This is a genomic window from Mesorhizobium escarrei, assembly GCF_935825525.1.
Taxonomy (GTDB): Bacteria; Pseudomonadota; Alphaproteobacteria; order Rhizobiales; family Rhizobiaceae; genus Mesorhizobium; species Mesorhizobium escarrei.
The window spans coordinates 1-15,732 of the sequence record NZ_CAKXZT010000073.1 but is presented as its reverse complement, the minus strand read 5'-3'; the positions used below and the strand labels follow the sequence as shown (position 1 = coordinate 15,732).

Sequence of the window (15,732 nt, the reverse complement as noted above, 5' to 3'; positions counted from 1 at the left end):
TCAAATGCGATAGCCCTGCCCTCGAGGGGGAGATGTCGCCGAAGGCGACAGAGGGGGTCGGTTCGACAGGCTCGCCTTCCTGCAACGGATGGAGGTTGGCGCTCGACGCGCGGCGACCCCCTCTGGCCTGCCCTCTTTGCCAAAGCTTGGCATCTCCCCCTTGAGGGACCCTTGAGGGGGAGATCACAGCTTCACCCCGGCGCCCCATAAACCGGCGTCGCAACGCCTTCCATGCGCGCCTTGATCTGCAGCGCCACATATTTCGAATAGAAACGCGACAGCGCCAGATTGCCGCCGTGGAACCATAGCGCTTCCTGCGCCGTCGGCTTCCACATGTTGCGCAACTCGCCTTGCCATGGTCCCGGGTCGCCCCTGGTGCCGGAGCCAATCCCCCAGCACGGGCCGACCTTGTCGGCGACCTCGCGCGAGACGATTGCCGCCACCGTCTCGTTCATCGACTGGTAGCCGGTGCAGGAGATGATCACGTCGGCCACCAGTTCGGTGCCGTCGTCGAAGAGGATTCCTGTCGGCGTCAGCGACTTGATCTCGACGCCGCTGCGGACGCCGATCTCGCCGTCGATGATCAGATCCGAGGCGCCGACGTCGATATAGTAGCCCGAGCCAGTGCGGTAGGCCTTCATCAGCAGCCCGGTCTCGTCGTGGCCGAAATCGATGGCGAAGCCGGCGCCGCGCAAACGGTCGTAGAATGCCGCGTCGCGCGCCTTGATGACCTCGTAGAGCGCCCGCTGGCTTTGCGGCAGCAGCGCGAACGGCGTCGAGGCGACGATCATATCGGCCTTCTCGGTGGTGATGCCGCGGGCCAGCGCATCTTCAGAAAAGATCTCGAAGCCGACCTCCATCAGCGTGTCGGATTTGACGACCGTCGTCGGCGAGCGCTGGACCATGGTCACCTCAGCGCCGCTTTCCCAGAGGTCGACGGCGACGTCGTGTCCTGAACTCGCCGCGCCGATGACCGCGACGCGTCTGCCGCGGAATTTTTCGCCGCTGGAATACTGGCTGGAATGCAGGATTTCTCCCTGGAAGGCCTCTGCGCCCGGCAGGTCGATCTGCCTTGGCGGGCCATAGGCGCCGGTCGCAAAGACGATATGCTTCGGCTTCAGCGTAATGCGCTCGCCGGCGCGATCGACCTCGACCGTCCAGACCTTTTCGGCTTCGTCATAGGACGCGCTGAGGCATTTTGTGGAGGTCCAGTAATTGAGCTCCATGACGCGCGTATACATTTCCAACCAGTCGCCCATCTTGTCCTTGGGCGTGAACACCGGCCAGTTTTCCGGAAACGGGATGTATGGCAGATGGTCGTACCAGACCGGGTCGTGCAGAACGAGCGAGCGATAGCGGTTGCGCCAGGAATCGCCGGCCTGCGCGTTCTTCTCGATGATGATGGCCGGTACGCCGAGCTGCCGCAGCCTTGCCCCCAGCATGATGCCGCCCTGGCCGCCGCCGATGACCAGGCAGTAAGGCTGTTCGATGGCACCGAGATCACGCGTCTCGCGCGCCCTCGCCTCTGCCCAGGTCTCGCGGTCCGGATCGGCCTTGTGGCGGACACCCAGCGGCCGCGCCGGTCCGCTGCGCTCCTCAAAGCCCTTGAGATCGCTCATCGCCGTGAACAGCGTTCGGCATCTGCCGTCCTGCAGGCGCACGATGCCTTGGCCCCACGCCGACGATGTCTCGAAGGTGAACCAGGCTTCGACGATGCCTTCGTCCGCGCTTGCCTCGCCGCTGAGCTGCCAGGCAGTCGGCTTTGTTGTCGCCAGGGTCGCTTCCAGCATGTCGTGGATCGCTGCGCGACCTTCCATCGTCTTGATGTTCCAGGTGACGGTCAGCAGGTCGCGCCAGTAGCAGTCCTCGACGAACAGGTTGGTTGCGGCCTCGACGTCGCCCGCTTCCACGGCGCAGGAGAGGGAGGAAAGCCAGGTGGCCGCCTGTTTCGATGGTGCCATGTCGAGCATCTGCTTCTTCTCTCCTTCAACTGTCGAACTCGGCGCTGCCCCTCATCCGCCTGCCGGCACCTTCTCCCCGTGAACAACGGGAAGAGGGTAAGGGTGAGGGGGCAGCTCAAACGTGGCAGCAAGAGCAGCTGGCAAACCTGCTCAATCCCCCAGCGGCTCCATCTCCTTGCCGGTCCTGTGGATCTGGGCGTTGTATTTGATGCGGCGAACCGTTTCGCGGGCCGAGGCGTCGAGCTTGTAGGCGGCCGCCACCGCCATCAGGTCGATCGCGGCCAGGAAGGCGAAGCGCGAGGCGGTCGGCTTCAGCGTGTCGGGATATTCGGGCACCGCGACCGTCAGCCTGACGTCGCAGGCGCGGGCAAGATCGGTGTCGGGTGCGGTCACGCCGATCGCGTTGGCGCGGTAATGCTTGGCCAGCTCGACGGCCTCGATCACTTCGCGCGTGCGTCCCGTTGCCGAAATGGCGATGACCAGATCGCTGGGCTTCAGGGTCGAGGCGGTCATCCGCATCAGATACGGGTCGCATTGGGCGCTGACGGTGATGCCATAACGAAACAGCCGGTATTGGGTTTCCTGCGCCAGCGCCGAGGAGCTGCCGCCGAGGCCGAACACCGTGACCTGGCGCGCCTTGGCGATGAGGTCGGCCGCCTTCACCAGCTGCGCCGGATCAAGCTGCCGTTCGGCCTCCTGCAGCGCCTGGCGCGCCTCGCCGAACACGGCATTCCAGAACGGCATGCCATTGTCGCTGCTCACGCGCGGCGGCTTGCTCAGATAGAGCGCGCCGACGACCAGGCTCTGCGCCAGCTTCAGCTTGAAGTCGCGTACGCCCTCGCAGCCGATGGCGCGGCAGAACCGGGTCACCGTGGGTTCGCTGACCTGCGCGCGCTGCGCAAGTACGGCATTGGATGCGTCGACCGCGAATCTGACATCGTCGAGCACGACATCGGCGACGCGCCGCTCCGCCGGGCGCAAGTCACCGTAAGAGTCCTTGACCAGGGAAATGATGTCGGGGATGCGCCTGACATGATCGCGTCCATCTGGATCGCGCCCATCCGGGTCGCCGTCCGAGGGCGGCCGTCCTAGGCCGTCAACTTCGGTCATGAGTCATCCCCTGCCTTCGTGGAACTCGACCTCTAGCATGTTGCGCACCGCTTGCCTGCCCCGCCTCACGCGGACGGTCTCCGAAGTATGTAGGAAAGCAACAAGCTTTTCAAGAAATAGAAAAGCCAGATCAATCAATAGTGTAACCGTGGTACAAACGATCTCTCTGACCAGAGCTGCGGTCGCCGCTTGACAGTAAAGTAGGATAGTTACAGACTGATTTTGCGGACGGATGACCACTGGATCGTCGCGCAATCCCCGAGGGGCGCATGAACGCGGGCAGTGCAAAAACCCCGAAGCTTGGCGTGCAGGACGCGACCAAGGTCTATCGCACGGTTTCCGGCGACCTGTTGGCGCTGGACCGCTGCAGCCTCGACGTCCACGCCAATGAGATCGTCTCGATCGTCGGCCCTTCCGGCTGCGGCAAGACCACCCTTTTGTGGTCGATGTCCGGGCTGCATCGCCTGTCCAGCGGGACAATCCGGCTCGACGGCAGAGAGATCACCGGGCCGCATCCGAATATCGGCATCGTCTTCCAGGAGGCCAACCTGCTGCCCTGGCGCAATCTCGACGCCAACATCCATTTTCCCTTCGAGATCAAGGGCGAGAAGCCGGATCGCGCCTGGATCGCGCATCTCGTCCACCGTGTCGGGCTCGACGGCTTCGGCGGCAAGTTTCCGCGCGAGCTCTCGGGCGGCATGCAGCAGCGCGCCGCGATCGTTCGGGCGCTGGCGCTGAAGCCCTCCGTCCTGCTGATGGACGAGCCGTTTGGCGCGCTCGACAGCTTTACCCGCGAAGAGATGAACCGTCTCGTCGAGGAGATTTGGCTCGACACCAAAACCACCATCGTCTTCATCACCCACAGCATCGAGGAGGCGATCTTCCTCTCCGACAGGGTGGTGGTGCTGAGCGCGCGGCCGGGGCGCGTCGCCAAGGAATATCGCGTGCCATTCGCACGGCCGCGCTCGCTGGAGATCATGGCGACTAAGGAGGTCTTCGATCTCACCAACACCATCAAGATGGATATCGTCGGCGAGCGTATACGGCCGAAGGCGCGGGAGCGCGGCACCGCCGAAATTGTGAGGATCAGGCCGTGAGCGGAGGCGACGCGATACCGGAATTCCCGAAGTCCAAATCGGGCGCCAAGGCCGGCGATGGGCACGAGGTCAGCCTGACCAATCTTTCGGCCTTCGCCAGCGGTCCCGGCATCAGGTCGGGCGCCGAGGTCGCGGCCATTATCGCGGTCGCTGTGTTCATCATCGGCGGCATCGAGCTCGCGCTGCGGCTGTTCAATGTGCCGCACTACATCATGCCGGGGCCAAGCGCGATCGCCTACGCGCTGTACGACGAATTCCCGCTGATAGCGCCGCATCTCGGCTACACGCTGGTCGAGCTGATCTCCGGCTTCTCGATCGGCGCCATCATCGGCCTGATGATGGCGGCGGTGATCACGCAATTCCCCTTCGCCGAGAAGATCGTGGCGCCCTACATCCTGATCCTGGTCACCACGCCGATGCTGGCGCTGGTGCCGCTTCTGATCCTGCGCTTCGGCTTCGGCTACACGCCGCGCATCATCGCGGTGGCGTTGGCCGCCGGCCCGATGGTGATGATCAATGCGGCAACCGGCTTTCGCCGCGTCGACAGCGCCAAGATCGCGCTGGCGCGCTCCTATGGCGCCAGCACCTTGCAGATATTCTGGAGAATCCGGGCGCCGATGGCGCTGCCGATGATCCTTGTCGGGCTGATGATCGGCGCGATCTTCGGGCTGCTGACCGCGGTCGGCGCCGAGATGGTCGGCGGCGGCTTCGGCCTCGGCAATCGGCTGACCACCTATTCGTCGATGATCCAGATGCCGCAATTCTTCGCGGTGGTTCTGATTCTCTCGACCCTCGGCATCCTCATCTACGTGCTGTTCTTCCTGATCGGCAAGAAATGGGCGAGCTGGGAAGCGTGAGCGCGGGAGAATGATGGCGTCCGGGAGGCGGACGACAGGCAAGAGACTGCCAACAACAAAAGGGGAGAATGAATGACCAAGGAAAATTATACTGGCGCCAAAGCGGGGATAAGCCGCCGCACCTTTCTGCAGGTTACCGGTGCCGGCGTGGTGACGGCCACGGCGGTCGGCGGCTCGAGCTTCAGGGCGCTGGCCGAGCCCTACGGCAAGTTCACCTGGATTTCGCCGCGCGGCACGCTCGAAGTGCTCGACGATTATCCCTATTGGGCGGCCAAGAAAGCGGGCTACTTCGGCGACCTCGACACCGACATGCAGCCCGGCCCGTCCGACGGCACCGCGACGGTGAAGTTCGTCGATGTCGGCCAGGCCGACATGGGCTTTCCCTCCCCCGGCGTCTTCTCTTTTGCCATCCAGAACGGCATGAAGCTCAAATCGGTGTTCCACATGGGTGCGCGCGACACGTTCAGCTTCGCCTTCCGCAAGGGCGAGGGAACGAAGGACCTCAAGACGCTTGAAGGCAAGACCATCCTGCTCGGCTCCGCCGCATGGCAGTCGATCACCGATCCGCTGCTGGCCTCGCAAGGCGTCGACATCAAGAAGGTGAAGTATGTCGAGGCCGGCTGGCCAACCTGGGGCACGGCCCTTGCCAGCGGCCAGGGCGATGCCGCGCTGTCATGGGAAGGGCTGCGCGCCGAATGGATCGCCAAGAACCTCGACTTCGAATACTGGCTCGGCGTGCAGAATTCGAAGCTGCCGGCGAACACCTTCGTCGTGCGTACGGCCGATCTGGGGGATCCCGACCGGAAGGCGTTCCTGGAAAAATATCTGCGCGGCTGGGCGATGGGCCTGGAATTCGGCTATCAGAATCCGCGCGCCGCCGTCGAAGCGGTGTTCGAGCAGTTCCCGACGCTGGCTAAGAATCTCGGACCGGAGCTCGGCACCACGTCGATCCTGCAGCAGATCAACGTTTTCCGTGGTGACATGGACAAGCGCGAAGGCTGGGGCTCGCACGATATGGCGAGCTGGCAGGGCTTCTTCGACGAGATCCACAAGATCGGCCAGATCACCAGCCCGGTGAAGGCCGAGGACGTCTGCACCAACGAATTGATCGGCCCGGCCAATGATTTCGAGAAGGCCAAGGTCAAGGCCGATGCGGACGGCTACAAACTGTCGGAGGGCTTTGCCGCGCTCGATGTCGACAACATCAAGGCGCATCTGTTCGACTCGGCGGTCAAGTAAGGCGCTCGGCAATTGTCGATGTCGGCGCCGCCCTCATTGCCCTGCCGGGCACTTCTCTCCGCCCCTATACGAGGGAGAAGGTGCCGGCAGGCGGATGAGGGCCAGCGGAGACTTGAAGGGATAGGGCGGCGACAAGGTTGCCGCCCACTATTCGATCAAGAAGAACAAGGGAGGTGGCTTTGACCGACAATGTGAAAGTGCTGGTGGTAGGTCTTGGCAATATGGGCGCGTCGCATGCCAGCGCCTATCATCGCTCGGACGGCTTCGAGATCGTTGGAATCATGAGCCGCACGATCAAGAGCAACACAAAGATCCCGGCTGCCTTAGCCGGCTATCCGCTCTACGAGGATTTCGACCTGGCGCTGAAAGAGACCAGACCGGATGCCGTTTCCATCAACAGCTGGCCCAACACGCATGCCGAATATGCACTGAAGGCGATCGACGCGGGCTGCCACGTGTTCATGGAAAAGCCGCTCGCCACCAATATCGAGGACGCCGAAAGGGTCGTTGCCGCAGCCCGCGCCAAGAACCGCAAGCTGGTGCTCGGCTATATCCTGCGCGTCCACCCGTCATGGATCAGGTTCATCGAGTTTGGCAAGACGCTCGGCAAGCCGCTGGTCATGCGCCTCAACCTCAACCAGCAGAGCAGCGGCAGCGCCTGGCACTGGCACAGGAACCTGATCGATTCACTGATCCCGATCGTCGATTGCGGCGTCCACTATGTCGACGTGATGTGCCAGCTGACCGGCGCCAAACCGGTGCGCGTCCACGGCATCGGCGCCAAATTATGGGCCGATGCCGCCAAGCAGAACTATGGCCATCTGCACGTCACCTTCGATGACGGTTCGGTCGGCTGGTACGAGGCGGGCTGGGGCCCGATGATGAGCGAGACGGCCTATTTCGTGAAGGACGTGGTCGGCCCCAAGGGCGCGGTCTCCATCGTCGCCGGCCAGACGGCAAGCAGCGAGGCCGAGCTGGCCGAGGTGTCGAACTCAGCCGATATCGACCGGCACACCAAGACCGATGCGCTCAAGATCCACTATGCCGAGGTTGACGGCGACAAGAATTTCAAGAGGCCCGACGAGATCGTCAGCATGGAGGACGAGCCCGGCCATCAGGAGCTTTGCGATCGCGAGCAGGCGTTTTTCCTGCGCGCCATCCGCGAGGATCTCGACCTGTCCGAACAGATGAATGCCGCGGTCAACAGCCTGCGCATCGTGCTTGCCGCCGAGCAGAGCATCGAAGAAGGGCGGACCGTCGAGCTGGCGTGAGGCCATCTGCGCTGCTGGCGCGGCAATCGCTCAGGCTTGCGCCGCCCCTCATCCGCCTGGCCGCAACGTTGGCGATCCCCCTCTCCCCGTTTTCACGGGAGAGGGGTAAGGGTGAGGGGCGGCGCCACGATCCGGCTATTGGTCTGAAGCGATTGCCACCGGGCGCTGTTCGGCATGGCAGAACGAGGGAGAGAGACGTGGCCGAAGCCACCGACAGTTTCCTGGAAACTTACGCCGAGTCCGACGCGCTGGATCTGGCCGGGCTGGTGAAAGGCGGTGAAGTCTCACCGGCCGAACTTGTCGAGGCGGCCATCACAACTATTGAACGGCTCAACCCGGTGCTGAATGCGGTGATCCACCGCCTCTACGACTTGGCGCGGGCTTCGGCTGCAACGGTCGATAGAAGCGCACCCTTTGCCGGCGTACCATTCTTGCTGAAGGAGCTGGCCTCGTCCTGGACCGGAGCGCCGAACACCAATTCCTGCGCTTTCCTGAGGGATGTGGTCGCCGACTTTGATACCGAAGTCGTGCGCCGCATGAAGGCGGCGGGCCTGGTGCTGGTCGGCAAGTCCAACGCGCCCGAGAATGGCTGGTCGATCACGACGGAACCGAAGCTTTACGGCGTGACGAAAAACCCATGGAAGGAGGGCATCACGCCGGGCGGTTCGAGCGGCGGTGCGGCGGTGGCAATCGCCGCGCGCATGGTGCCGATCGCGGAGGCCAGCGATGGCGCCGGCTCGATCCGCATCCCCGCCTCCTGCTGCGGCATCGTTGGCCTAAAACCGTCGCGCGGTCGCGTCAGCCTGGCGCCCTTCGGCGACTATTGGTATGGCGGCGCTTACTTCCTGTGCTGTTCGCGGACGGTGCGCGACACCGCCGCCTACCTGGATGCCGTGGCCGGGGCGCTGCCGGGTGATCCCTATACGCCGCCGGTCCCGGACGACAGCTGGTTCAGCCTTTCGGCGCGTGAGCCGGAAAGGCTGCGCGTCGGCTTCACCGTAACGCCGCCAAACGGCACGGCAATCGACCCGGAGGTCAAGGCCACGGTGCTGGCGACTGTCACTGCCCTCGAGCACCTGGGCCATCATGTCGAGGAGCATGATATGCCGCTCGACGCCGATGCGGTGTGGAAGACCTACACCAACATGACCTGCGTCCAGACGGCGGCAACCTTCGGCTATCATGAAACCGTCATCGGCAGGCCGGTGACGCCAAGCGATGTCGAGCCGGTGACCTGGGCGATTATCGAGCGCGGCCGCGCGACGAGCGGCATCCGCCACATCTCGGATGTCGAAGCGATCCGGCAGGTCGGCCGCGACATCGTCGGCGATCTCGCGCCCTACGATCTGTTCATCACGCCGACGCTGACGCAGCTGCCGCGGCCTTTAGGCTATTACGACATGTCGGAGCCGGACATCGACCGCTACAATGCAAAATGGACGGACGCCGTCTTCGGCTACCCCTTCAACATCTCCGGACAGCCGGCGATTTCACTGCCACTCGGCTGGTCCGAAGGTGGCATGCCGATCGGCGTGCAGCTGGTCGGCCGCTATGGCGATGAAGCGACCGTGCTCGCCGTCTCGACGCAGCTGGAACGGGAGATGCCGTGGAGGCACCGCCGACCGAAGGTGAACGGGTAGTGTAGGGCCGACCGGGGGCACATATAGGGCAATCGGATTGGTTGTGCTGCCCCTCGTCCGCCTGCCGGCACCCTCTCCCCGTATAGCGACGGGAGAAGGGGATTTGCCTCAACGCTGGCGCCCCCCTCTCCCCGTCCTTACGCGTCCTTACGGGGAGAGGGTAAGGGTGAGCGGCAGCGCAGGCAAATGCGATTCTCCATAGCCTCAGCCTGTGCGTCGGTGCTGATCCGAACCGCCATCCAGCCACGCAATGTCGTCAGGCGAAAGCGCAATGTCGAGGGCCTGCAGACTGTCCTCCAGTTCGTCGAGCGTACGTGGTCCGATCAGCGGAACGGACGGGAACGGCTGGGCCAGGACATAGGCGAGCGCGATATGGATCGGGCTCTTGCCCAGCCGGTTGGCGAGCTCGATCGCCCGGTCGCGGCGGCCAAAATTTTTCTCCGAGTACCAGACCCGGACCAGCTCTTCATTGTCGCGCTGGTCACGCCCGGCGCGGCCGGTGAAGAAGCCCCGTCCCTGGCTCGACCAGGCGAAATTGGGCATCTGCCGGGCGGTCAGCCAGGCCTTCCAGTCATCGCTTGACGAGGTGACGCAACCCGGCCAGATCGGCACCAGCATTTCGGCCAGCGAAAAATTGTTCGAAAGCGCGCCAGGCTTCTGCTTGCCGGTCCGCTCGGCATAGGCAATCGCCTCGTCCATGCGTTCCCTCGTCCAGTTCGAGCCGCCGACCGGACCGCGGATGCGGCCAGCCCTGACCTCGCGGTCCATCGCGTCGACGAATTCGTCGACCGGCACGTCCGGATCGTCGCGGTGCATGAAATAGACATCGACATGATCGGTCTGCAGCCGGTCGAGCGACTGGGTGAGCTGTTTGCCGATCACATCGGGATAGCAGAGCGGAGTGTGCGCGCCCTTGCCGATGACCACCGAGTGCTCACGCACACCGCGGTTCTTCAACCACTGGCCGAGCAGCGTTTCGGTGTAGCCGCTGCCATAGATGAAGGCCGTGTCGAAGACGTTGCCGCCGGCTTCGAAATAGGCATCGAGCAGGATCATGCCAGAGGAGAACGTGCGGAAATCCTCGAAGCCGAGCGCCAGGCACGAGGCCGGCCGCGGCAGGCCTGGAATTTCGCGCTTGCGGATAGTGGTGCCGCCGGAGCGCAGCCGCCGGCCGGAGATGGTGTTGACGCGTTTTTCGGGCTTCTCGATCTCGTATTCGAGCCCGATGGCGGCACGCCATTTGTCGAGCACACGCAGATTGCCGAGGCTGTCGGCCCAGCCCATGCCCGGCCAGGCAAACTCCTGCTTTCCGGCCAGGATCGCCTCGCCGGCGGCGTCGACCTCGAAAGCGTAGAGCCAGCGGCCTTCCCTGACCTCGATCACCTCCTCAGCGCCCGGGCGAATGATGCGGATCTCGCCGGTGCCGCCTTCCCTGCCGCTCGCGAACCAGAAATCCGCGACCTCGATGCGGCCCCTGGTGCCAAGGATGCGCAGGACGTTGTCCTGGGCCAGCGAAATGCCGCAGGAGAGTTCGGCGACGATGCCGCCGGGAAAATGCAGCAGCGCCGAAGCCCATTCGTCGACGCCGGATTGGCCGAGATGCGCCGCACCGGCGACCTTGTCCGGCTCGGCGAAAGGCTTTCCCAACGCGGCCCCGGCAATCAGCCGCGCCATCGAAACGGGGTAGCCGCCGACGTCGAGAATGCCGCCGCCGGCGAGATCGTTGGCGTAAAGCCGGTGCTCCGGCATGAAGCCAGGCATGGCAAAGCCGAAGCTCGATTTCACCATGCGCACCTCGCCGATCGCGCCGGACCTGACCAGCTCGACCAGCTTTGTCGTCTGCGGATGCAGCCGGTACATGAAGGCTTCGCCGAGAAAGGTGCCGGCCTTGCGCGCCGCATGGATCATCGCGTCGGCTTCGAAAGCGGTCAGCCCCATCGGCTTTTCGCAAAGCACATGCTTTCCGGCCTCGGCCGCCCTGATCGCCCATTCGGCGTGGCTGGGGTGCGGCGTCGAGATGTAGATCGCATCGACGTCCGGGTCGGCGAGCAGAGCCTCGTAGCCGTCGAGGATGCGGGCGCCGGGGAAGTTTTCGGCGAGGCCTGATTTGCCGGGATTGCGCGCGCCAATGGCAACCAATGTGCCGGTGCGCGAATGGGCGACGCCGCCGGCAAAGGCCTTGGCGATGGTGCCGGGCCCGAGAATGCCCCAGCGGATTTTTTGTGGTTCGGACGTCATTTTTAGATCTCCTTGGGGTCGCCTCGGCGTCGCGAGTTGGTGAAAGAAAAATTTCGTGTCCTGGTGTGCATGTCGTTGTCCCAAACCGCTGCGGTTCACGCCCGAGGGCATGCTTTTGGGCGACATGCACTAGCGAATGCGAGCACCTGACTTGTCGAAGAGAAGCGATTGGCCGGCCTTGATCGACACCACCATGTGGTCGCCGGTCGCCCGCTGCCGCGATGCCTCGCGCTCGATGATCAGTTCCTCTGGTCCGGCATTGGCATAAATGTAGCTCACCGATCCGAGGTGCTCGGCGACGTCGGCCTTGACGGCGATGTCGCAGTCGCCCTCGCCGGCCTCGAAGAAATGCTCCGGCCGCACGCCGAGCACGACCTCGGCGCCGACCGCAGGCGGGGCGCCCGACAGCGGTTTCCGCAGCCGAGCGCCGCCATGGTTGGCGAGTTCGACGACCGTTGCATTGCCGTCGTTGCCGACCACTTGTGCCGCCAAAAAATTCATCTTCGGCGAGCCGACGAAGCCGGCTACAAAGCGGTTGGCCGGGTCGTCATAGAGATCGAGCGGCGCGCCGATCTGCTCGATATTGCCGGCGTTGAGCACGACGATCCTGTCGGCCAACGTCATCGCTTCGGTCTGGTCATGCGTCACATAGATCATGGTGACGCCGAGCTCCTTGTGCAGGCGCGAGATCTCAACCCGCATCTGCACCCTGAGCTCGGCGTCGAGATTGCTCAGCGGCTCGTCGAACAGGAACACCTGCGGCTCACGCACGATGGCGCGGCCGATGGCGACGCGCTGGCGCTGGCCGCCCGACAATTGCCGCGGGCGCCGCTTCATCAGCTCGGCGATGCGCAGGATTTCGGCGGCCCGCTTCACCCGCCGCTCGGTGTCGGCTTTCGGGTTGCCGTTCATTCTCAGCCCGAAGCTCAGATTCTGCTCGACGCTCATATGCGGATAGAGCGCGTAGGACTGGAACACCATGGCGATGCCACGGTCGGCCGGCTCGACATCGTTCACCAGTTTGCCGCCGATGGCGATCTCGCCGCCGCTGATGTCCTCGAGCCCGGCGATCATCCTGAGCAGCGTGGACTTGCCGCAGCCGGAGGGGCCGACGAAGACGACGAATTCGCCGTCATTGACGTCGATGTTCGCGCCGTGAACGATCTCGAAGACGCCGAAGCGCTTGACGACATTTTTCAGTGTGACCGCTGCCATGCTGATCCTATTTGATGGCGCCGGCGGCAATGCCGGCGACGAAATGGCGCTGCAAGAGCACGAACACGATGAGCATTGGCACGGTGAGCATCACGGCGCCCGCCATGATGCCGCCCCACGACACTTTGGTGAGGCCGATCAGCGTGCCGAGCGCCACCGGCGCCGTCATCGCGCCGGGCTTGGAATTGATCAGCAGCGGCCAGAGGTAATTGTTCCAGGAGGCAAGGAACAGGATGATGGCGAGCGCCGCCAGCATCGGCCGCGCCAGCGGCAGCGCTACGAACAGGAAGATCCGCCATTCCTTGACCCCCTCGACCCGGGCGGCGTCGAACAGATCGCCCGGCATCATCGAGAAGCTCTGCCGCATGAACAGCACGCCGAGCGAATTGAACAGCGGCGGCACGATCAACGCCACCCAGGTGTTGGCGAGCTTGAAGTCGCGCGCCACCATGATGAATTGCGGGATCAGCACGACAGCATAGGGAAGCGTGATGGTGCCGAGGATGATGGCGACGACGACGCCCTTGCCGAAGAACTGGTAGCGCGCCAGCGCCCAGCCGGCCATCGAGGTGAGCAGCACCGACAGGAACGTATAGGTTACTGCCACCGAGACGGAGATGCCGATGGCGCCGATGAAATTGGTGTCGCGCTGCAGATTGTTGACATTGTCGAGGAAGCTGCCGTGCGGCAAAAGCTCGATGCTGGGGCTGAAGATGCCTCTGTCGGGCATGGTCGAAAAGATCACCATCATCCACAGCGGAAACAGCCAGATCAGCGCCAGCGGCGTCAGGAAAAGATGCAGCGCGATGCTGCGTCCCAATCTGGAGGAAGAACGGCTGGAGGAGGGACGCGAGCTCATTTCGGGTCCCTCGTCAGCCACAGTTGCACCAGCGAGATGGCGATCGCCAGCCCGGCCATTGTGTAGGCAATGGCCGAGGCGTAGCCGAAGTTGAGCGACTTGAAACCCTGGCGGTAAAGCAGCAGCCCGAGCGTTTCGGTGCCGCCGCCCGGTCCACCGCGCTCGGTGATCAGGAATGGCTCGGTGAACAGCTGCATAGTGCCGATGATCGACAGCACGGCGCAGAACACGATGATCGGCTTGAGCAGCGGCAGCGTGATGTAGAAGAACTGCTTGAGCTTGCTGACGCGGTCCAGCGTCGCCGCCTCGTAGACATCCTGGGGGATGGATTGCAGGCCGGCGAGCAGGATGATGGCGTTGTAGCCGGCCCAGCGCCAGCTCACCGCGATCATGATGACCGCCATCGCCGGGGTGACGTTGGAAAACCAGTCGATACGGGGCAGGCCGACGCTGTTCAGCAGCTTGTTGATGATGCCGTAATCGAGGTTGAACATCAGCCGGAACACCGCCGAATAGGCGACTTCGCCGACCACGACAGGAGCGAAGAAGGCGAAGCGGAACAGGCCACGGGCCTTCAGCAGCGGCGAATTGAGCAGCACCGCCATGACGATCGCCAAGGTGATCATCACTGGCACCTGGATGACCAGAATGAGCAAAGTGTTCTTCAATGCGTTGAAGAAGGCGGGGTCGCCGATCAGCCGGCCCCAATTGAAGGTCGGCGCGAACCGCCACGGCACGGTGCGCGTCGCCTGGAAGGAGATCAGGAACGAGCTGATGATCGGCCACAGCCAGAAGATCGAGAAGATCAGCAAATAGGGCGCGAGGAAGCGGTACGCCGTAGCGTTCTGATAGCGCATCGTTGCCCTGCTCCTTCGCTTCGGTTTCGCCGGCCTTGTCTTGCCTTCTCCCCTTGTAAGGGGAGAAGGGAGAGCGGTGCTCAGCTCACTCTTCGACCGGCAGGCCGGTCGCCGAGGCGATCTGGCTTGCGGCATCGTCGAGCGCCGCCTTGGCGTCGGGATAGCCGCCGCCGAGATATTTGGTCTGCACCGAACGGACGATGATTTCCGCGTCGCTCTGGAACGGCGTGCCGCGGCTGGGGACAACTTTTGGCAAGGTGCTGAGAATGTCCTTCCACACCGCCTGGCCGCCCCAATAGGGCTGGCCTTGGGAGACATAGGGGTCGTCGAGCGCCGAGATCAGCGACGGCACCAGGCCAAAACCCTTCAGCATCGCTATCTGGCCCTCGTTGGTCGCGAGGGAGTATTTCAGGTAGGCGTAGGCGGCTTCCTTGTTGTTGGACACCGAGGTGATGGCGAGCGAGGAGCCGCCGAGATTGGCGGCGCGCGGGCCGTCGGCAGTGAGGCTCGGCATCAGGTAGACGCCCCATTTGCCGCTGCCGTCGGGCGACTCGGTGCGTATGGTGCCCTCGTACCAGCCGCCATACATCTGGCTGGCGACAGTGCCGGCAGTGTTGTTGGTGATCTTGGTGCTCCAGTCGGCCGAGGTGATGATGCCGGCGTCATTCATCTCCTTGATCTTGGTCATCGACGCCACGCAGGCCGGCTGATTGACGGTGATCGACTGCCCGTCGGCGGCGAAATAGGCGCAGCCCTGCTCGTTGGCGATCATCCGGAAGAATTCGGAGTCGCCGTTGAAATCGGCATTGGTCATCTTCACACTAGGATTGGCCTCCTGGATCTTCTTGCCGGCGGCAATGAAATCGTCCCAGGTCTTGATCGAGGTTGGATCGACGCCGGCCTTCTCGTAGAAGTCGCGGCGGTAATACATCGCCACCGGGCCTGAATCCCACGGCATCGCATAGGCCTTGTCTTCCACTTCCAGCTCGGTGCGCTTGAAGTCGGGGAATTTTGCCTGGTCTTCGGCCGTATAGCCGAGCGTGTGAAGGTCGACGAAGCAGTCCGGGAACTGGCTCCAGTAGTTCTCGGCCTCGCCGTTCTCGATCGTCACGATATCCGGCAGCCCCTCGCCGCCGGCGGCGCAGCCGGCGATCGACTTGTCGTAGGTCGGGTTGTTGCCGAGATCCTGGACCGTGACCTTGATGTCGGGGAACTGCTTGTTGAAACCTTCTATGGTGGCCTTCAGCGACGAAGCGGCGACGTCCCAGCTCCAGATCGTGATTTCGCCGGATTGCGCAAAGGCCGGGGCAGAGCCCAGGGCAAGCGCGAGCGCGGCGCAGGTCAGTGTGATGCGCATTGAAATCCTTGGCGCGGCTGGCATAGCCGCC

12 protein-coding genes are annotated in these 15,732 nt (G+C 63.6%); 5 read left to right on the top strand and 7 right to left on the bottom strand.

All coding sequences use genetic code 11. The features are described from left to right. Positions 1–191 precede the first annotated feature (191 nt). The gene (locus NMG80_RS05065) at positions 192–1,970 is read right to left on the bottom strand and encodes an NAD(P)/FAD-dependent oxidoreductase (RefSeq protein ID WP_254017127.1); all 1,779 of its coding nucleotides are present in this window, start codon (positions 1,968–1,970) and stop codon (positions 192–194) included. A 141-nt stretch (positions 1,971–2,111) separates the two neighbouring features. Further along, complete coding sequence (locus NMG80_RS05060) at positions 2,112–3,071, bottom strand: MurR/RpiR family transcriptional regulator (RefSeq protein WP_254017126.1); 960 nt, start codon at positions 3,069–3,071, stop codon at positions 2,112–2,114. 269 nt (positions 3,072–3,340) lie between these two features. On the opposite strand from NMG80_RS05060, the gene NMG80_RS05055 reads away from it, so the two are divergent. The 5 genes from NMG80_RS05055 (at position 3,341) to NMG80_RS05035 (ending at position 9,175) form a co-directional block, all read left to right on the top strand. Continuing rightward, the gene (locus tag NMG80_RS05055) at positions 3,341–4,168 is read left to right on the top strand and encodes an ABC transporter ATP-binding protein (RefSeq protein WP_254017125.1); all 828 of its coding nucleotides are present in this window, start codon (positions 3,341–3,343) and stop codon (positions 4,166–4,168) included. Further along, positions 4,165–5,025: an ABC transporter permease gene (locus NMG80_RS05050; protein ID WP_254017124.1), complete on the top strand. Its 861-nt coding sequence runs from the start codon at positions 4,165–4,167 to the stop codon at positions 5,023–5,025. Before NMG80_RS05055 ends, NMG80_RS05050 begins: the two co-directional genes overlap by 4 nt. Positions 5,026–5,097: 72 nt before the next feature. Beyond that, on the top strand, positions 5,098–6,264 hold the full coding sequence (locus tag NMG80_RS05045; protein ID WP_254017123.1) for an ABC transporter substrate-binding protein: 1,167 nt from the start codon (positions 5,098–5,100) through the stop codon (positions 6,262–6,264). 179 nt (positions 6,265–6,443) lie between these two features. After that, a complete protein-coding gene (locus NMG80_RS05040) occupies positions 6,444–7,535 on the top strand; it encodes a Gfo/Idh/MocA family protein (RefSeq protein ID WP_301942634.1) in 1,092 nt (363 codons plus the stop codon). Between the two features lie 197 nt (positions 7,536–7,732). Further along, positions 7,733–9,175 carry an amidase gene (locus NMG80_RS05035; RefSeq protein WP_254017122.1) on the top strand — a complete coding sequence of 481 codons (1,443 nt, stop codon included), beginning with the start codon at positions 7,733–7,735 and terminating at the stop codon, positions 9,173–9,175. Between the two features lie 204 nt (positions 9,176–9,379). Here NMG80_RS05035 and NMG80_RS05030 read toward each other — a convergent pair whose 3' ends face one another. The 5 genes from NMG80_RS05030 to NMG80_RS05010 form a co-directional block, all read right to left on the bottom strand. Continuing rightward, positions 9,380–11,413, bottom strand: a complete 2,034-nt coding sequence (locus tag NMG80_RS05030) for an aldo/keto reductase (RefSeq protein WP_254017121.1) — start codon at positions 11,411–11,413, stop codon at positions 9,380–9,382. A 129-nt stretch (positions 11,414–11,542) separates the two neighbouring features. Next, the gene (locus NMG80_RS05025) at positions 11,543–12,628 is read right to left on the bottom strand and encodes an ABC transporter ATP-binding protein (RefSeq protein ID WP_254017120.1); all 1,086 of its coding nucleotides are present in this window, start codon (positions 12,626–12,628) and stop codon (positions 11,543–11,545) included. 7 nt (positions 12,629–12,635) lie between these two features. Beyond that, on the bottom strand, positions 12,636–13,487 hold the full coding sequence (locus tag NMG80_RS05020) for a carbohydrate ABC transporter permease (protein ID WP_254017119.1): 852 nt from the start codon (positions 13,485–13,487) through the stop codon (positions 12,636–12,638). Then, entirely contained in the window at positions 13,484–14,344 is an 861-nt protein-coding gene (locus NMG80_RS05015) for a carbohydrate ABC transporter permease (RefSeq protein ID WP_254017118.1), read from the bottom strand. Before NMG80_RS05015 ends, NMG80_RS05020 begins: the two co-directional genes overlap by 4 nt. Positions 14,345–14,429: 85 nt before the next feature. After that, positions 14,430–15,701 (bottom strand): ABC transporter substrate-binding protein, encoded by a 1,272-nt coding sequence (locus NMG80_RS05010; RefSeq protein WP_254017128.1) that lies wholly within the window; start codon positions 15,699–15,701, stop codon positions 14,430–14,432. Positions 15,702–15,732: the final 31 nt, after the last annotated feature.